The sequence below is a fragment of the Chromatiales bacterium genome, assembly GCA_024234935.1.
GTDB lineage: Bacteria > Pseudomonadota > Gammaproteobacteria > Steroidobacterales.
The window spans coordinates 648985-667123 of the sequence record JACKNI010000002.1; the positions used below are offsets into that span (position 1 = coordinate 648985).

General features: G+C 63.2%; 20 protein-coding genes. 7 read left to right on the top strand and 13 right to left on the bottom strand.

Annotation, left to right across the window (positions count from 1 at the left end; translation table 11 throughout):
- Window position 1: 1 nt before the first annotated feature.
- From H6979_08410 to H6979_08430, 5 genes are all read left to right on the top strand, one after another.
- Window positions 2-1075, top strand: coding sequence for a carotenoid 1,2-hydratase (locus H6979_08410; GenBank protein MCP5139865.1), 1074 nt, complete (start codon window positions 2-4; stop codon window positions 1073-1075).
- 142 nt (window positions 1076-1217) lie between these two features.
- Window positions 1218-1616: a lactoylglutathione lyase gene (gene gloA / locus H6979_08415; protein MCP5139866.1), complete on the top strand. Its 399-nt coding sequence runs from the start codon at window positions 1218-1220 to the stop codon at window positions 1614-1616.
- 52 nt (window positions 1617-1668) lie between these two features.
- Window positions 1669-2790 (top strand): aminotransferase class I/II-fold pyridoxal phosphate-dependent enzyme, encoded by a 1122-nt coding sequence (locus H6979_08420; protein MCP5139867.1) that lies wholly within the window; start codon window positions 1669-1671, stop codon window positions 2788-2790.
- A 92-nt stretch (window positions 2791-2882) separates the two neighbouring features.
- Window positions 2883-3428, top strand: a complete 546-nt coding sequence (locus H6979_08425) for a cytochrome b (protein ID MCP5139868.1) — start codon at window positions 2883-2885, stop codon at window positions 3426-3428.
- Between the two features lie 2 nt (window positions 3429-3430).
- The gene (locus H6979_08430; protein ID MCP5139869.1) at window positions 3431-4204 is read left to right on the top strand and encodes a class I SAM-dependent methyltransferase; all 774 of its coding nucleotides are present in this window, start codon (window positions 3431-3433) and stop codon (window positions 4202-4204) included.
- Between the two features lie 67 nt (window positions 4205-4271).
- On the opposite strand, the gene H6979_08435 is transcribed toward H6979_08430, so the two are convergent.
- The 9 genes from H6979_08435 to dapF form a co-directional block, all read right to left on the bottom strand.
- Window positions 4272-5264: a hypothetical protein gene (locus H6979_08435; GenBank protein ID MCP5139870.1), complete on the bottom strand. Its 993-nt coding sequence runs from the start codon at window positions 5262-5264 to the stop codon at window positions 4272-4274.
- The gene (locus H6979_08440) at window positions 5261-5797 is read right to left on the bottom strand and encodes a hypothetical protein (protein ID MCP5139871.1); all 537 of its coding nucleotides are present in this window, start codon (window positions 5795-5797) and stop codon (window positions 5261-5263) included. Before H6979_08440 ends, H6979_08435 begins: the two co-directional genes overlap by 4 nt.
- An 11-nt stretch (window positions 5798-5808) precedes the next feature.
- The gene (locus tag H6979_08445) at window positions 5809-6609 is read right to left on the bottom strand and encodes an SPOR domain-containing protein (protein ID MCP5139872.1); all 801 of its coding nucleotides are present in this window, start codon (window positions 6607-6609) and stop codon (window positions 5809-5811) included.
- 136 nt (window positions 6610-6745) lie between these two features.
- Complete coding sequence (gene hslU / locus H6979_08450) at window positions 6746-8074, bottom strand: ATP-dependent protease ATPase subunit HslU (protein ID MCP5139873.1); 1329 nt, start codon at window positions 8072-8074, stop codon at window positions 6746-6748.
- Between the two features lie 31 nt (window positions 8075-8105).
- Window positions 8106-8642: an ATP-dependent protease subunit HslV gene (gene hslV, locus H6979_08455; GenBank protein ID MCP5139874.1), complete on the bottom strand. Its 537-nt coding sequence runs from the start codon at window positions 8640-8642 to the stop codon at window positions 8106-8108.
- Between the two features lie 119 nt (window positions 8643-8761).
- Window positions 8762-9184: a hypothetical protein gene (locus H6979_08460; protein MCP5139875.1), complete on the bottom strand. Its 423-nt coding sequence runs from the start codon at window positions 9182-9184 to the stop codon at window positions 8762-8764.
- 102 nt (window positions 9185-9286) lie between these two features.
- Complete coding sequence (gene xerC, locus H6979_08465) at window positions 9287-10192, bottom strand: tyrosine recombinase XerC (GenBank protein ID MCP5139876.1); 906 nt, start codon at window positions 10190-10192, stop codon at window positions 9287-9289.
- 22 nt (window positions 10193-10214) lie between these two features.
- Window positions 10215-10916 carry a DUF484 family protein gene (locus H6979_08470; protein ID MCP5139877.1) on the bottom strand — a complete coding sequence of 234 codons (702 nt, stop codon included), beginning with the start codon at window positions 10914-10916 and terminating at the stop codon, window positions 10215-10217.
- Window positions 10913-11731, bottom strand: a complete 819-nt coding sequence (dapF, locus tag H6979_08475) for a diaminopimelate epimerase (GenBank protein ID MCP5139878.1) — start codon at window positions 11729-11731, stop codon at window positions 10913-10915. Before dapF ends, H6979_08470 begins: the two co-directional genes overlap by 4 nt.
- Before the next feature lie 148 nt (window positions 11732-11879).
- On the opposite strand from dapF, the gene H6979_08480 reads away from it, so the two are divergent.
- Window positions 11880-12518 (top strand): ParA family protein, encoded by a 639-nt coding sequence (locus H6979_08480; GenBank protein MCP5139879.1) that lies wholly within the window; start codon window positions 11880-11882, stop codon window positions 12516-12518.
- Between the two features lie 42 nt (window positions 12519-12560).
- On the opposite strand, the gene H6979_08485 is transcribed toward H6979_08480, so the two are convergent.
- Window positions 12561-14024: an NAD-dependent succinate-semialdehyde dehydrogenase gene (locus H6979_08485; GenBank protein MCP5139880.1), complete on the bottom strand. Its 1464-nt coding sequence runs from the start codon at window positions 14022-14024 to the stop codon at window positions 12561-12563.
- A gap of 54 nt (window positions 14025-14078) precedes the next feature.
- Here H6979_08485 and H6979_08490 point away from each other — a divergent pair, with 54 nt between their 5' ends.
- Window positions 14079-14924, top strand: coding sequence for a fumarylacetoacetate hydrolase family protein (locus H6979_08490; GenBank protein ID MCP5139881.1), 846 nt, complete (start codon window positions 14079-14081; stop codon window positions 14922-14924).
- 12 nt (window positions 14925-14936) lie between these two features.
- On the opposite strand, the gene H6979_08495 is transcribed toward H6979_08490, so the two are convergent.
- The 3 genes from H6979_08495 to H6979_08505 all read right to left on the bottom strand — a co-directional run bounded on the left by H6979_08495 (window position 14937) and on the right by H6979_08505 (window position 18025).
- Complete coding sequence (locus tag H6979_08495) at window positions 14937-16568, bottom strand: UbiD family decarboxylase (protein MCP5139882.1); 1632 nt, start codon at window positions 16566-16568, stop codon at window positions 14937-14939.
- Between the two features lie 26 nt (window positions 16569-16594).
- Window positions 16595-17239 (bottom strand): dienelactone hydrolase family protein, encoded by a 645-nt coding sequence (locus H6979_08500; protein MCP5139883.1) that lies wholly within the window; start codon window positions 17237-17239, stop codon window positions 16595-16597.
- A gap of 210 nt (window positions 17240-17449) precedes the next feature.
- Window positions 17450-18025, bottom strand: a complete 576-nt coding sequence (locus H6979_08505) for a PEP-CTERM sorting domain-containing protein (GenBank protein MCP5139884.1) — start codon at window positions 18023-18025, stop codon at window positions 17450-17452.
- Between the last annotated feature and the right edge of the window lie 114 nt (window positions 18026-18139).

Here is an 18139-nt window from a genome sequence, read left to right on the forward strand (position 1 = left end):
GCTGAGCCGTCGCCGACTGCTGCTGACGCTTGCTGCCCTGGCCACACCATCGGTGCGCGCCGCCTTCAGCTATCCGCCAGTGGTGCCGCGCGCGCTGGTATTTCCGCAGGACTTCGGTGCGCATCCTGATTTCCGTACCGAGTGGTGGTATCTCACCGGCTGGCTCGGTGACAGGGCGAAGCCGCTCGGCTTTCAGCTGACCTTCTTCCGCACGCGTACCGACGTGGATCCGGCCAACCCGAGTGCATTCGCCGCTCACCAGCTGGTGATTGCACATGCCGCGATCACGGATCCCGCGCGTGGCTCGCTGCTGCTGGATGAGCGCATCGCCCGCACGGGTTTCGGGCTTGCCGAAGCCGCGAGCGGCGATACCGATGTGAAGCTGTCCGGCTGGACACTGCGCCGCGATCCGGTCACGGACATCTATCACGCGCAGATCGCCGCACGTGACTTCACGCTCGACTTTGAAGCCGCCGCATCGGCGCCACCCTGGCTGCAGGGCGAAGGCGGCCTCTCGCACAAGGGCCCGGACGCGTTGCAGGCGAGCTACTACTATTCGCGACCACAACTCACCGTAAAGGCGCAGCTCAGCCGGGCCAACCGGATGCAGGAACTTTCCGGCATCGCCTGGCTCGATCACGAATGGTCGAGTGCCGCGCTCGCCCCCGATGCGGTGGGCTGGGACTGGATCGGCATGAACCTCAATGATGGCAGCGCGCTGGTCGCCTTTCAGATCCGCAGTCAGCAGGCCGGCCAGCCGCCCGTCCAGACTTACGCCGCGATCCGCGATGCTTCCGGTCGCGGGCGGGTCGTTCCGCCTGCCGAAGTCAGATTCACACCACTGCGCTACTGGAACTCATCCCGTCACCGCACCGCTTGGCCGGTTGCCCAGCGCATCACGATCGGCCCACGGGTATTTGAAACCCGGCCACTCATGGACGACCAGGAACTCGATTCCAGTCCCACGACCGGCGCTGTCTACTGGGAAGGTGCGAGCGAGTTGCTGGAGGCCGGCCGCCCCGTCGGTCGCGGCTACCTTGAGATGACCGGCTACGTCGCCCCGCTGAAGCTCTAAAGGTGTCAGACATATTTGCGTGCTGGCGTTCCACCGGAAAAAAGGTGCCAAAAAAAGGTGCCAGATTTATTTACGGCTGATCACATAAATAAATCCGGCACCTTTTGCGCTAGTCTTTGACCAGACAAAAAAGGATTGCACCATGAGACTCCTCCACACCATGCTGCGCGTGGGCAATATGCAACGCTCGATCGACTTCTACACGCAGGTGCTGGGCATGACGCTGCTGCGCACGACCAGGCGGCCGGTGCAGAAGTACGATCTGGCCTTCCTGGGCTATGGCAGCAATCCGGGGCACGCGGAGATCGAGCTGACATACAACTATGGTGTCGAGCGCTATGAACAGGGCACCGCTTTCGGCCACATCGCGATCGGCGTGCCGGATGTCGCGGCCACTTGCGCCGTCGTGCGTGACAGGGCGGCAGCGCTGGGCGGTGCGGTCACGCGCGAGGCGGGCCCGGTACAGGGCGGCGCCACGGTGATCGCATTCATCACCGATCCGGACGGCTACAAGATCGAGTTGATCGAGCGCGACGACTGACCGCGCGCGGCACATGTATCAGGAACAAACTCACCAACCAGGGAGTATTCGCATGAGCACAACGATTTCGCGACGGGCGGTCATCGGCGCATCGCATGCGCTGCTCGCAGGCGTGGCGCTTGGCGCACTGCCTCGTTCCGGTGCCGCACAGCGTCCACCATCCCCGGCCTATTCCCCGCGCGGTATCCGTCTTGCCGGCAATGAGAATCCCTATGGGCCCGGCCCGGCGGCAAGGGCGGCGATCGAGGCTGCGGTGCCGGACAGCTGGAAATACCCGATCTTCGAGGAAATGGCGCTTAAAGCCCTGATCGCGGAACGCGAAGGACTCACCCCGCAGCATGTGCTGATCGGTGACGGTTCATCGGAGATCCTGCATATCGCGGCGTTGCTGGCCGGATCCGGCGGCGGTGAACTGATCGCAGCGACGCCGACTTTCTCCTTCGTCGCCGATCATGTCCGCGCCATCGGCGGCAGCGTGCGCGAGATCCCGCTGGATGCCGGGATGCGCCACGACCTCAAGGCCATGCGTGCGGCGGCGTCGCCAGCCACCAGGCTGGTGTACGTGTGCAATCCCAACAATCCCACGGGAACAATGGTGTCGGGCGCCGAGCTGCGCGAGTTCATCGCGGCACTGCCCAGCGATATCAGCGTCCTGGTGGACGAGGCCTATCTGGAGCTGGCCTCGGACATGAGCGAGCATTCTGTCGTCGACCGCGTTCGGGCGGGAGACAAGGTCATCGTGGCGCGCACCTTTTCCAAGCTGCACGGGCTTGCCGGTTTGCGCATCGGCTATGCGCTGGCGCGGCCCGATCTGATCGCGCGCATGGCAAAGCTCAAGCTGGTGGCGGCGAGCAGCCTGGGGCTGGCGGCTGCATCCGCCAGCTATACGGACCTGCCGTTCCAGGCCTTGAGCCGCAAGAATCTGGCTGCAGGTGTGGCGATCACGACGGCAGCACTGGATGAGCTGAAGCGTCCCTATGCGCCGACGCGCGCAAACTTCGTGTTCTTCGATACTGGTCAGCCCGCCGCTGAATTTCTGGCCGCCATGCGTGAGCGCGGCTTCGCACTCGGCCGGCCGTTTCCCCAGTACGCCAACTGGTGCCGGGTGAGCATGGGCACGGTGGAGCAGATGCAGCAGTTTGCCGGCGCGCTGCGGGCACACTACGCCGCTTAGGGGAACACCGGGCGACCGCCTGATTTATCTATACTTGCAGAAGCCGGAAAGCATCCGGCATAGACACGCTGACACCGGGAGAAACCGCTGCCATGAGAGACCGCTTTGGATCGCCGACGATCTTCCTGCACTGGTTCATGCTGGCGCTGCTGGGGGCCGTGTATGCCTGCATCGAATTGCGCACATTCTGGCCCAAGGGCAGCGATCTGCGCGAACTCCTGAAGACCTGGCACTTCATGCTCGGCCTGTCGGTGTTTGCGCTGGTCTGGATCCGTCTCTACGCGCGTTTCCGCGGCGGCACGCCGCCGATCGTGCCGGCGCCACCCGCATGGCAGATGCGCTTCGGTCATGCCATGCATCTGGCGCTTTATCTTCTGATGATCTGCATGCCGATCGCCGGCTGGCTGATCCTCAGCGCCAAAGGCAAACCCATCCCCTTCTACGGCCTTGAGTTGCCGCCACTCATCGCCACCGACAAGCCGCTGGCCGAGCAGATCGAGGAGATTCATGAGACAGTCGGGACCATCGGCTACTGGCTGATCGGCCTGCACGCCGCAGCGTCACTGTTCCACCACTATGTGCAACGTGACAATACCCTTGCCCGCATGTGGATGCGGCGCAGTACTACTGGAGGATGATCATGCGCAAGATTCTGATTGCTACGCTCCTGCTGATGTGCGGCAGCCTTGCCCACGCCCAGTTCATGCCGGAAAAGTTCACGCCGATGGGCGAGAAGATCGAAGCGGCGATGAAAAGCGATATCCGTACGCCGGAGGAGATAGCGCGCGATGGTGAGCGCAAGCCGCGCCAGACGCTGGAGTTCTTCGGCCTGCGCGACAATATGCGCGTGCTCGAGCTCATCCCTTCCGGCGGCTGGTACACGAAGATCCTGGCGCCGGTGCTGGCGGACAAAGGCGAGCTTTATGTCGCCATCGGTACCGCGCGTGCCATCGAGCCGATGATCAAGACGGTGCCGGCGCTGGCCAAAGTCAAAGTCGCGCCGACGGATGCCAAGTTTGTTCCGGCTGCCGGCGGCCAGATGGGCAAGTTCGACCTGGGTGATTTCACCCTGGGGGTGAAGAATCTCGACCTCGTACTGACCTTCCGCAATTATCACAACCTGACGCCTACAGCGCGTGCCAGCCTCAACCGTGCGGTCTTCGCGGCGCTGAAATCCGGCGGTGTTTACGGCATCGTCGATCACACCCGGCGCCACAATGAGCCGGAAACCGCCGAGAACTGGCGGCGCATGGATCCGGTGCTGGTGATCAAGGAAGTGCAGGCTGCGGGCTTCGTGTTCGACGACTCTTCGAACCTGCACTACATACCGGACGATGAGCTGCGCTACGAAGTCGGCCGGCGCACCGTGACCGGCAATACGGACCGCTTCGCGCTGCGTTTCAGGAAGCCCTGACGCATCCCGCACCCGGAACTGGCAGCCGTCCACGAGCAGGGCGGTTGCCGGTATCCGCGCCGGCCGGTCAACCCGTCGGCAGATAGCGGGCGATGCCCGCCATGCATTTTTCGGCAACCATCGTCCGTGCGACGATCTCGCCGCTCTCCAGGTCGAGTTTCACGACTTCGCCGCTGAACCAGTTGCCCACACAGGCATGGTCGCCGCCGCGTGCATCGATGATCGACCAGCCGAAACCCGGCAGCGGGTAGCTGCGCAGCCAGACGCCGTCCTGAGTCAGGGCATCGATGCGGTTGCCCATGCAGACCATCAGCACGCCATCCGGCGTCAGCGACAGGTCGAAGTGCATCATGGTCCGGTCGCCTTCGGTGCCGCTGCGCAGATCAGGCAACTGGCAGCCGTTGGCCAGATCAAACTGCATCAGCCGCGGTCCGGTCTCGGACACATAGAACAGCCGGCTCTGGTCCGTTGACAGTACCGAGTGCGTGACTGCCATGCTGCCGCTCATGCCGCCATGGACTTCCGGCTCGAGCATCTCGATCAGCTCGCCGTCCGGCGTGTAGCGCCACAGATCGCCATCGCCGAGATGCGTGCGATGGCCGGGCAGCGGCCGGTGGCGTGTGGTCAGCGGCTCGGGCTGGTGGTCGCCATCGAGCATTTCAGTGAACAACAGCGTGCCATCCGCCATGAAGTGCACTTTCGAGAACGCGCGGTGATCAAACTGCAGGTTGAGCAGCTGCCGGCCATCCGGACTGACACGCACCGTGGTCCACGCCCAGGGGTCCTGCGCCCATAGGGTGCCATCGGGCGCAAAGCTGAGGCCATATACCAGGTGCGTGGTGCCGGTGAGCCACAGCACGCCCTTTTCTTTCAACTCGGCATCGAACTGGATGATCCGTCCATGGCCGGCATGATCGTCCTGCGGATCGTTGAGCAGCGTGGCGCCGACCAGCACATCGCCGGGAGCAAAGGGTTTGAGTGTGGATGGAGGCCGCGGATCGTGACGGGCGCGCAGGGCAGTCGGGTCTACAGGAAAACCATTGTCCTCGGCGCTGGTCATACGGGCCCGCTGACTGGTGTCCAGCTGCGCGCGCGCCGCATGCGGCGCTCTTCAGCGGATTCACCATTGTGCTGCACGGGCTTGCCGGTCGGCAGGCGCTTCGGTATCTCGTGCAGGCTGTTGATGTTGATCATCGAGTGGGCGCCCCTTCTGGACAGCAGTACCGCAGCGACCAGCGTGCCGCATTCCTTGCAGGTCAGGAAGTCCACGGTGCGCAGACCAAAGCGGTAGCGGCGCAGGAACTCGGGCTGAACGAAGCGAAACTGCATCTCGCCCGCCGGATCGGCGGTGGTGCAGGCGCCGTGCCCGCGACAGAAGCTGCACTGGCAACGTTGCACGACCCACTTGTGTACCGGCAGGGCGGTTGCGTAGCTGTATTCGATCGCACCGCAGTGGCAGCTGCCCTCATAGACAGTCCGCTGCGGAACCCTGGTGCTGCGCGCCTTCTTGCTGGCCGGACGGCGCGCCGGCGCTTTCTTGCGGCTGACCGGCCTGGCCGAGGACTTGCGGACCTTGCTCGTCTTTGTCTTCACAGCGTCTCCGCTCAGGGCACGATCACGCAGGCTTGGCCCTGTTCTCTGAGGGCAGCGCAGCTGCTGCGTGCCTGCGCTTCGCTCATCGGTGCCGATCGCAGCCGGTACAGCTGGTCCTTGCCGCCGCTCAGGGGAGCGTCAATCGTGACGGACCCGGGCAGCAGTTGGCCGAACTTCGACGCCAGCAGTTTGCGTTGTGCAAGCGCCCGCTCGTGCGTCGAGAAAGCGCCGAACTGCATGCGGGCCTTGCCCGTACCGGCCTTTGGTGCAGCAACAGGCTGGCTGACAGTTGTCTTGCTGCGGCCGGCTTCAGGGCTGGCGGCGGCTGAGCTGGGCTGTACTGGTCTGGGCTGGGCAGGTCGGGCCGGCACCGCCGGGCTCAGTGTCGCGATCCGCTCGCGGGCCTCGGCAGCCTCCGGCGCATCGGGATACTGGAGCAGGAAGTTCTCGAAGGCTTCCCGGGTTGCCGTCCGCGTGGCCGTCTGCCAGATAAAGCGGCGTTCCAGGTCCAGCAACTGCTCCAGCGCGGCGTCAGCATTCGGCCCCATCGGGTGGGCCTGCAGGTAGGCGCGCAGCGCCTCGGGACTCTGCGCCTGTTGCGCCTTGTCCCAGTCCTGCTGTTCGCGCAGATCGTCGAGCCGCAGACGTGCTTGCCCTGCCAGTGCGCTATCCGGATGCTGGTCGAGGAACTCACGCCACGCCGCTTCGGTATTGGCCTGTTCGGCGGCGCGGAAATCATTCTCCGGGTTGCTGCAGGCCGCGAGTACAGCCGCGAGCAATACAAGGCTGGCATGACGTGAAAGCGTTCTCACCGGGCGATGTCCTTTTGTCGTGGCACTGCGCTGCTCGCTGCCGGGACCCTCAGGCGCGAATGATCTCGCCGGCGGGCCGGACTGTCCACACGGGAGCTACATCATGCATCAACCCGGCACCGGGTTGCGCATGACTTCAGAGGATATATCGGCTCAGATCCTGGTTTTTCACCAGTTCACCGAGGTGCCGGTTCACGTAGTCGAGATCGACGCTGATTCGCTCGCCATTCCGGTCTGCGGCCTCGAATGAAATCGTTTCCAGCAGCCGCTCCATTACCGTATGCAGGCGGCGTGCGCCGATATTCTCCTGCTCGCTGTTCACGTGGAAGGCGATCTCGGCCAGGCGCTGCACACCGCTGTCTGCAAAGCTGACCTCGACGCCCTCGGTGGCGAGCAGCGCCGTGTACTGCCGCGTGAGCGAGGCATCCGGTTCGGTCAGGATGCGTACGAAGTCTCCGCTGGACAGCGCTGACAGCTCGACCCGGATCGGGAAGCGTCCCTGCAACTCCGGAATCAGGTCTGAAGGCCTGGAAGCGTGAAAAGCTCCCGAAGCGATGAACAGGATGTGATCGGTCTTCACCATGCCGAACTTGGTGCTGACCGTACAGCCCTCGACCAGCGGCAGCAGGTCGCGCTGTACGCCCTCGCGGGACACGTCCACGCCCTGCGATTCGCCGCGGCGCGTGACCTTGTCGATCTCGTCGATGAAGACGATGCCGTTCTGCTCGACGTTCTGCAGGGCAGCTGTTTTCAGATCATCTTCATTGATCAGTTGGCCGGCCTCTTCGTCGATGAGCAGGCGGAATGCCTCGCGTACCTTGAGTTTGCGCGAGCGGCGCCGGTTGCCGCCGAGGTTCTGGAAGAGCCCCTGCAGCTGGTTGCTCATTTCCTCCATGCCGGGCGGCGCCATGATCTGTACGCCCATCGGAATGGCGGCGACTTCGATCTCGATCTCCTTGTCGTCGAGCTTGCCTTCACGGAGCATCTTGCGGAATTTCTGCCGGGTATCGGAGTCGCGGCTCTCGCCCGGGACAAGCTGCCCCGGCGGGCCCGGCGGCAGGAGTGCATCGAGGATCTTTTCCTCGGCGGCATCCTCGGCCCGGTGCCGAACCTTCTGTATCTCCCGCTCACGGGTCAGCTTGACCGCCGCATCCATCAGGTCGCGGATGATGCTGTCCACTTCGCGGCCCACATAACCGACCTCGGTGAACTTCGTGGCCTCGACCTTGATGAACGGCGCTTCGGCCAGACGCGCCAGGCGCCGCGCGATCTCGGTCTTGCCCACACCGGTGGGCCCGATCATCAGGATGTTCTTTGGCGCGATCTCCTCGCGCAGCGGCTCGGCCACCTGCATGCGCCGCCAGCGGTTACGCAGCGCGATTGCAACCGCGCGCTTTGCCGGATCCTGGCCGATGATGTACTTGTCCAGTTCCTGGACGATTTCCCGCGGCGTCATCTGTGACATGTCTGGCAATCCCGTGCCGGCCCCCGTTGTATCAGGGGGTCAGGGTTTCAATGGTGATGTTCTGGTTGGTATAGATGCAGATCCGGCCGGCGATCTCGAGGCTCGTGCGCACGATCTCGGCGGCACCGAGTTCCGTGTTGTCGAGCAGTGCACGGGCTGCGGCCTGGGCGAAGGGCCCGCCGGAGCCGATGGCCATGAGGTCGTCTTCGGGTTCAATCACGTCGCCGTTGCCGGAAACGATCAGCGAGCGTTCCAGATCGGCGACGCATAACAGGGCTTCGAGGCGGCGGAGGCGCCGGTCGGTCCGCCAGTCCTTGGCCAACTCGATGGCTGCCCGGCTGAGGTTGCCGTATTGCTCGAGTTTGCCTTCGAAAAGCTCGAACAGCGTAAATGCGTCTGCCGTACCGCCGGCAAAACCGGCCAGCACCCTGCCGTCGGCCAGCCGGCGCACCTTGCGCGCGTTGCCCTTGACGATGGTGTTGCCGAGGGTCACCTGGCCATCGCCGCCGACCGTGACCGAACCATTTCTGCGCACCGATACGATCGTGGTGCCGTCAAACTGCTGCATCGCTGCGCCGTCCCGGAAAGCTGCTGGAACATTGCTACATGAGGGCGGCTGGACGGAAACACAAGGGGCGCTGGCAGGAGCGGCCTTCGCCGTTCCTGCCAGCGCGACAAGCGGGGGTGTCAGTTCGCGTCGTCGGGCTTGCCCTGCCGGGGACCATGCATCCCGTTGTGCTTTTCGCGCATTTTCTGCTTCATTTCATCGCACTTGGCGGGGTCAGCCTGGCACTTGGCCTTCATCTCGTCGCGGCGCTGACGCATGTCCTGCTTCATCTGCTCGCACTTTTCCGGGTCCGCATCGCACTTCGCCTTCATCTCTGCCCGGCGGGACTGCATTTTCTCCCGTTGTTCCTTGCACTTTTCCGGATTCGCGGTACAGAACTCCTTGCGTTTCGCGCGGGCCTCCTCGCACTTGCCGGGATTTTCCTTGCAGAACTCCTTTCCTGGCCTTGGCGGGACAGACGAATCGTCTGCCTGCAAGGTCGTGGCGCCGAGGAACAGGCCGACGGTGGCCGCAACAACAACTAGAGTGGGGTGCAGGCGCATGATTGGACTCCTTGATTAACGGGGTTCGGTAGTGCTGTTTCCGGGAATAACGGTCGCAGGCACCGACGGTTGACAGCCGCATGGAACCACACGCCGCTGCCCTCAGCTTTTCTTCTGCCTGGCCCGCGGGTGGGCCTTGTCGTAGACCTGCGCCAGGTGCTGGAAGTTCAGGTGGGTGTAGATCTGCGTGGTGCTGATATCGGCATGACCGAGCATTTCCTGGACGCTGCGCAGATCGCTGCTGGATTCCAGCAGGTGCGTCGCAAAGCTGTGGCGGAACAGATGCGGGTAGACGCGCTGGGAAAGCCCGGCCCGCTGCGCCCAGTACCGGACCCGATTCTGTACGGTTCGCGGGCTGATGCGCGTGCCACGATTGCTGACAAACAAGGCCGCCTCGCCCGGATCGGCAGATGCGCTGCGGATCGCAAGCCAGGCACCTGTCGACTCGCGCGCAAAGCGCCCGACCGGCACGATGCGCGTCTTGCTGCCTTTGCCGGTGACGCGTACGGTGCCATCGGCAAGATCGACATCACCGAGATCGAGCCCGGTCAGTTCGGCGAGCCGCAGGCCCGAAGAATAGAAAAGCTCCAGCATGGCCCGGTCGCGTATCGTTTCCGGCTCGCTGCCCTCAATCTGCAGCAGTCTCGCCATCTGGTCGGCATCGAGGGTGCCGGGCAGCCGGCGCGCGACCTGCGGTGCCGCCACGTCGGCCCCGGGGTTGCTTTTCATGACCCCCTCCCGAATCAGGTATTTCATGAAGCTGCGCGCGCCCGAAAGGCGACGCTGGATGCTTCGCGGTGCCAGTCCGCCGGCATGACTCTGGGCGGCGAAACGCCGCAACTGATGTGATTTCAGTTCGGTGAAGCTGCTGATTTCGTGTTTGTCGCAGAATTCTGCCAGGCAGACCAGATCGCGACGATAACTGCGGGTCGTATGGTCGGACAGACGCCGTTCGAGCTTCAGATGCTCAAGATAGCGTTCAACCGTCTGCCACTGCGCCGGATCCATGGGCGGCGGGCTCCATCGCTGTTCAGCGTATCCTGAGCGCGCAGCTCACCAGTTCGCCGAGGCGGGTCAGGAAATCAATGCTCATGCCGGGGTGAAAGTGTCCGGCGTCGCGGCTGCCGATCGCCAGGAAGCCCATTTCGGAATTCACCCCGAGCGGCACCAGTGCGGCCGAGCCGATTTCGATGTTGTCCGGACCAAACAGGAAATCCCGCTGCGCATCGCGGATCTGCCCGCAGCGCGGCGCATTCGACTGCAGAAAGGTCCTGAACGGCGCGATCTGCGGATCATCGCGACCGATGACGCGCAAGAACCGGCCTGCCGTGGCCGCATCGGCCGGTGCATCGAAGACGACCAGAATCGCACGGTCGGCATTGAAGGAAACACGCAACTGTTCTTCAAGCACCCGGATCACACCGGCCTGGTCGGGTGCCGCGAGCATCAGCATCGCCAGCGAGTGTATGCGGGCAGCCAGCGTATCGTTGCTGCGCGCAATATCCACGAGGTCCTTCAGCTTGCGTTCGAGCTTCAGGTTTTTCTGCCGCAGGACGAGAATCTGGCGCTCCACGAGCGAAACGGCCGCACCGCCTGTGCTGTGCGGCAGGCGCAGGTTGTTCAGCAGGATGCTGTGTCGTTCAAAGAATTCGGGATTGGCCTGCAGGTAGTCGGCGATGGCCTCTTCGGTGATTTCCGGGTTCACAGCATGCTGCTGCTTGAGTGTGCTCATAACTCTGTCGATCCCTCGAAGGCCGTCACTGCCTCGCCGGTCATCCATACGGGCTGACCCGGTCCATCCCATCGAATCTGCAGCGTTCCCCCGGGAAGCTCAACGCTCACTTCGGGATCGAGCAGATTCCACGATCGCCCCGCAACCACGGCTGCACAGGCGCCGGTTCCGCAAGCCTGGGTCTCGCCGACACCGCGCTCGAACACCCGCAAGCGGATGCGGTTTGCGGCCATCACCTGCATGAATCCGATGTTAGCACGGTTGGGAAAACGCACATGTCGCTCGAGCAGCGCACCAAGTTCTGCGACGCGAGCCGTTGCCACATCGTCGGTACGCAACACGGCATGCGGGTTGCCCATCGAGACCACACCGATCTGCACGGATTCGCCGGCCACATCAATTGCATATGTGTGCTGCTGTCGCTCGGCCACAAAGGGCACCTTCGCCGGGCGGAATTCAGGTACCGCCATTTCCACGGTGACGCGGCCATCAGCATGGATGCGTGCGCGTACGCTGCCGTTTCCATGACCGAGCCTGAGTTCGCGCTGACTGTTGCCACCGACCAGCCGGGCGATGCAACGCGCACCATTGCCACATTGCTCCGCTTCGCTGCCATCGGTATTGAAGATCCGGTAGTACACATCGTCACCGGCCGTGCGCGGTGCTTCGAGCCACAGCAGCTGGTCGAAGCCGATGCCACGCCGCCGGTCGGCGAGTTGGCGGATGCGGTCGGCTGACGGCAGGGCGAGGCCATCGCCGCGGATCAGGACGAAATCGTTACCGAGTCCGTGCATTTTCGTGAACGGAACGCGCATGGCGTGATCGATCCGGAGCGTGAATAAACAGAGCGGAGTATAGCGGCCAGGCGCCGCCGTGGACTTTTGTTAAATCGGTCGTTAAGGTAAGCCGGCATTTGTCCGGCACGGGACAAGAAAAACCAACAAAAACAAGGAAAGCCGAATCATGCGTCACATCATGGTCCTGAATTCCAAGGGCGGCAGTGGCAAGAGCACCATCGCCACCAGCCTGGCTGCCTGGTACGCAGGTCGCGGAGAAAATGTTGCCCTTGTGGACTATGACCGCCAGGCGTCCAGCCTGGACTGGATTGCAAGACGCCCCGAGAACCGTCCACAGATCACCGGCGTTGCCGGCTTCGAGGATGGTTTCCGGCACGTGCCGCGCAATGCAGACGTTGCGATCATCGACGCGCCGGCCGGCTGCTATGGCAAGCAGCTTACCGAGCTGGTCCGGCATGCCGAGACGGTGGTCGTTCCGGTACTGCCCTCGACCATCGATATTCTCGCCACCAGCAAGTTCATCGATGCCCTGCTCGAAGTCGGCAAGGTCGAGCGCAAGGAAGTGAAGCTGGCTGTGGTGGGCAACCGGGTCCGTGATAACACGCTGATTTCACAGGATCTCGATGATTATCTCGGCGCCTTGAAGATGCCCTATGTCACCAATCTGCGTGAAGCGCAGAACTATGTGCGCGCCTACACGCGTGGCCTCGGCATCCATGAGCTGCCCGAGTACCTGGCCTGGCCGGACTGGGAGCAGTGGAAGCCGCTGGTTTCCTGGCTGAACAGCAAGCGCAGCCAGCCCTGAGCAAGCGGCGTCGGCCGCCGCCTGCGCGGAAGCGGGCGGCAGCTACGCCGGATCGACGCCGGCGATACACAGGTATTTCATCTCGAGGTAGTCGTCCAGGCCATAGCGTGAGCCTTCGCGGCCCATGCCCGACTCCTTGATCCCGCCGAATGGCGCCACTTCGGTGGAGATGAGCCCGGTGTTGAGCCCGACCATCCCGTATTCCAGCGCCTCCGGTACCCGCCAGCTCCGGCCCAGATCCCGCGTATAAACGTAGGCGGCGAGGCCAAACTCGGTGTCGTTGGCCATGCAGATTGCCTCCGCTTCCGTGGCAAAGCTGAACAGTGGCGCCACCGGGCCGAAAGTCTCTTCGCGCGCGACCTGCATGTCAGTGGTCACTCCGCCGAGCACCGTGGGCTCGAAGAAGGTGCCGCCGAGTGCATGGACTTTCCCGCCGGTCAGTATCTGCGCACCCTTGGCGAGGGCATCGGCGATGTGCTCGCTGACTTTGGTCAGGGCTTTCGCATCGATGAGTGGTCCCTGGTCGGTTTCTCCCGCAAGGCCGTCGCCGACCCGCAGCTTGCCGACGGCAGCGGCAAGCTTTGCGGCGAACTCGCCGTAAACACCTTTCTGCACCAGAAAGCGGTTGGCGCAGACACAGGTCTGCCCGGTATTCCGGTACTTGCTGACGATCGCACCGGCCACCGCTGCATCGAGATCTGCGTCATCGAAGACGATGAAGGGCGCATTGCCACCCAGCTCCATCGAGACCTTCTTGACGGTTGCGGCGCACTGTTCCAGCAGAATTTTTCCGACCGCGGTGGAGCCGGTGAAGGTCAGTTTGCGGACCAGCGGATTGCCGGTGAGTTCAGCGCCGATGGCCTGCGCCGAGCCGGTCAGCACGTTGATGACGCCGGCCGGAATCCCTGCGCGCTGGCTCAATTCTGCAAGCGCCAGCGCGGAGAACGGCGTCTGGTGGGCCGGCTTGCAGACGATCGTGCAACCGGCGGCCAGCGCTGGCGCCAGCTTGCGGGCCAGCATCGCCGAGGGGAAATTCCAGGGCGTGATCGCGGCAACGACGCCGACCGGTTGCCTGATGACCACGATGCGCCTGTCCTTCGCATGTCCCGGTATCACGTCGCCGTAAACGCGCCGCGCCTCTTCGGCAAACCATTCGACGAATGCTGCGGCATAGGCGATTTCGCCGCGCGCCTCCGCAAGCGGTTTGCCCTGCTCGGCGGTCATCAGCATGGCCAGATCTTCCTGATTGGCGAGGATCAGTGCATGCAGGCGGCGCAGCAGCGCGGCGCGTTCTGCTGCCGTGCGTGCGCGCCAGGCAGGCAAGGCCGCTGCCGCCGCTTCGATTGCCAGGCGGGTTTCAGCGCTGCCGCAGTCGGGTACGCTGCCGAGCAGTTCCCGGTTTGCGGGATTGCGGACCTCGAGTGTGCCGCCGCCCTGTGCAGGGATCCATGCACCGTTCACCCAGGCGGCGGTGCGCAGCAGTCTGGTATCGGCAAGCTGGACCATGTGCAGACCCCGGGGTGGGTGGCCAATCGATTTCATCCTTATACTAGCGCCGCCATGCGCATTGCCAGTTTCACTCTTGGACAGCAACCGGGCTACGGGGTGGTCTCGGCAGCCGGCTTGCAGCCCGCGCCCGCTTCGTTTCTGGCGCGTTTCCCGGACCTGAAATCGGTACTGGCAGCCGGTGCCCTCAAGGACCTGGCAGATGCGGTACGGGCATCAGCGCCGCTGGATATCGATACGCTGCAGTTCTCGATGCCGATTCCCGACCCGGCCCGCATCATCTGCGTGGGCATGAACTATCTCGAACACATACACGAGATGGGTCGCAAGCGACCGGAGTATCCCGGTGTCTTCATTCGCTTTACCGACTCCATGGTTGGCCACCGGCAGCCCGTATACCGTCCCCGGATCTCGACGCAGTATGACTACGAGGGTGAACTTGCCGTCGTGATTGGCCGCCGGGCACGCTATCTCAAGGCCGCGGAAGCCCTGGACTACGTCGCCGGTTACACCTGCCTGCTGGATGGCTCGGTGCGCGACTGGCAGAACCACACGACCCAGTTCGTTCCCGGCAAGAACTTTCCGGCCAGCGGCAGTTGCGGACCATGGCTGGTAACGGGCGACGAGATTCCCGATCCTTCCACGCTGAAGCTCTGCACGCGCGTCAATGGCGAAACGGTGCAGGCTGCACCGCTCTCCGATCTGTGTTTCGACGTTCCGCAGATCGTCGCCTACTGCTCGGGATTCTGTCAGCTGAATCCCGGCGACATCATCGCTACCGGTACGCCAAGCGGTGTGGGCTTCGCACGCAAGCCGCCGCGCTGGCTGAAAGCCGGTGACCGCATCGAAGTGGAGATCGACGGTATCGGCGTGCTCGCCAATACCGTTGTCGATGAATAGGCGCTCCTGCGACTAGCAGCTCCGCTTCCAGCCGCGCATGTATTCATCCCAGCGCGCGTCCACCAGCTTCGCCGCTTCAGGCGCCAGCTTGTTCAGCAGGTCACGGTTGCGCTCCGGATAGACTTGCGGACCGCCTTCTTCCGGCCACTGGCGGGTCGCATCGATGACGATCTTGCTGCTCATGGGCCGGTTCGGTGAGCTCGGGTCGAGCGGCATACCGCGCGCTTCCTTGATGATTTCAGCAGCCGGATACGGCTGCCAGCGCGCGCCGACCGCCTGCATGACTTCGGTACGGTTGAGGATATCGACATCCTTGTCGACGACGATCAGTGCCTTGGTGATCGGCACGATGGTCACCAGTTTCTTGCCAAGTTCCAGCGCCTGCCCCGGCGCGGTCTTGTCGATGCTCAGAAAGCCGATTCCGGTCCACTCCACCGGTGAGTGAAAGGCCACCGCATTCGGAATCAGCTTCTTCAGCCGGTAAAAGGAGAAGGCTTCCAGTGGTGCCGTGCAGAAGCCCCGGGTTGCGCCGGTAAACTGGTTGAGGATCCACGGGTTCTTCCTTGCGGTCACGCAAGTGACGTTCATGACGAAGTTCTTTTCTTTCCTGAGGCCGAGGTAGCCGTACATCTCGCCGAAGGGGCCCTCGGGCGCCATCTGGTCGAGCAGCACTTCACCTTCGATCACCATTTCCGCGTTGGCGGGAATCAGCATGTCGTTGGTCTCGGACTTGATGACATCGACGGCGCGACCACGCAGACCACCGGCGATGGCGAGTTCGTCGGCACCGCCCTTGGAGATCAGTGAAGAACTGATGAACCAGGCGATCGGATCCTGGCCAACGACGATCGAGACCGGGCAGGTTTTCTCCCCGCGCTCGATCTTCTTCATGAACATCTTCCAGCCGGTCTGTCCGGGTTCCGAATTGAGGCCGATGCGGCGTGGTCCCTGGATCTCGCAGCGGTAGGTGCCGAAGTTCATGCCGAGTTCCGGGTCTTCGGTAAACACCGAGCCGGTGTTTATGTAGCGCGCCGAATCAGCAGGATTGGACTTGATGAACGCGAAATCGAGCAGGTTGACCTGATCGCCGCGAAGCACGATCTCCTTGACCGGCGCCCTGTCGCGCGGCACCGGGTTGGTCGGGATCTGTGGCAGCTTGCCTTTGGCATTGTCGATCAGCTCATAAAGGGAGCCGAGTATCCGGCGATAGGTTTCCGGGCCGTTCCCCGCTACCGGTTCCTTGCCCCAGATGATTGCTTCAGTGTCCCAGTGACCCTGGTGGTTGGTGAGCACGGGACCCTTCATCCAGCGGCCATCCTGTTTGATTTCCTCGACCAGCACCGCCGGCGCGCCGTACCAGCCAAACTCGTCGATCAGACGATAGGTGAGGGCGGCGAGTTCGTACTGGTCCTCGTCGAGGCGCTGCACACGCAACAGCAGCCCGTGTTCATCCAGCGCCCGGATGTAGTCGCGGAAACTGTCGAAAGGCCCGGTGAGCTGGCCGCGCTTTTGCTTCGAAGCGGCCAGCGCCGGCGAGAGTGGAGTGCTGCTGATGCCGAGCGCGGCGGCCAGGCTCGCGGCGGCCGAGAGCAGTTGGCGGCGGTCCAGGTTCGACGCAGACGTGGGCTTCAACGGGTCAGACATGGGAAATCTCCGTTCCGGGTTGGTGTTCAGCCCAGGTGATGGCTGAAGAATTCGAGTGTGCGCTGCAAGGCCAGTTCCGCACTCGGTGCATGAAACTCATGCCGGTCGTTGCAGTTGAAGCCATGACCGGCGTCGGCGTAAATGTGTACTTTCTGGCCGGGCCGCCCAACGGTGATCTGTTCAACGAGTTCCGGGGGAATCAGCGGGTCCAGCGCGCCGAAATGATAGAGCACCGGGCAGCGCGGCTTCTCGTTCAGCCAGCCGACAGTGGCGCGGCCGTAATACGAGACCGCTGCGTTGATATCGGCACGGCATGCCGCGAGGTCGGCAATCGAGCCACCCCAGCAGTAACCGACCGCGCCGACCTTGCTGCCAGCCCCGGGCGTTTCAGCCAGCCCGCGTCGCAGGCTTGCCACAGTGGCGTTCAGGTCCTGCACCACGTCGTCGAGCTTCAGCTTCTGCATCAGCTTGAGGCCGGTCTCGAAATCTGAATATTCCAGTTCGATGCCCGATTCCAGGCGGTCAAAAAGGGCGGGAGCAAGCGCCAGATAGCCCTGTTCGGCAAAGCCGTCCGTCACCCGGCGGATGTGTGCGGTGACGCCAAAAATCTCCTGCAGGACGATGATGCCGGCTTTGGGCGCCCCTTCAGGCCGGGCCAGGTAGCCACCCATCTTGTGGCCATCCAAAGCGTTGATTACTATGGTCTTATTCTTCATTTTTTGGGACTTTCAATATTGTCACTGATTTGTCACTGATCTGCCGGCAAGCAGCATGCAGGCCCGCAGAACGCTCTGGCTAGCATACCGGAGCGCCTGTCGGGCGAGACGCGCTTGATGCAGGAAAGGATGCGGGCCCGCTTGGGCCGACCCCGAGATGGACGCTCAGCGGGCGGCTTTGTACCGGCGGGCGATCAGGCCGACCAGGCCCGAGCCGAGCAACCAGAACGAGGCGGGCAGCGGCACCGCTTGCAGCGGTACGGGTTGGGTCCAGTCAACGCCGGATTCGGAGCTGAGGCTGAATTCAACCGGCTGCCCGTTCGCATCGAGTACAGACGAGATGCCCATCCACTGGATCGTGTTCTGGAACAGTACTTCGGCAGTACCCGCCAGACCGCCGCCTTCTGCGGCCCACCCGCCAACGTGGCTCGTTGCGACGAAGATGATGTCCCAGTCGATCTGCTGACCGTAAACAAAGTCCACCTGAAAATTGAAAGTGCCTGGATCCCCGAAGCTCGTGATATTGCCGGCCTCATCGATCTGACGACCACCGGTCGTATTCACGAGATTGAACCCGCCGCCATCTACCCTGAACGACCACCCAGCCGTCGCAAGTGCGTTAAGCCCGGGAGGGGTTGTCGCATTGAGGCTGACCAGGGAATCAGCGTCCACCACGACAGAAGCGCTCAGGGTGCCTGGCAGGCCGGTGAGCGCTGGTGAACTGATAATCCAGCCATCCATCCACCGGCTTCCCGCCTGGGCGATGTTGCCATCGACAGCTATGTAGAAGTCAGTGTCATTGCTTACGGAAACCGCGACCCTGGCGCCGCCGCTCACATGCCCCAGGTTGCCGCC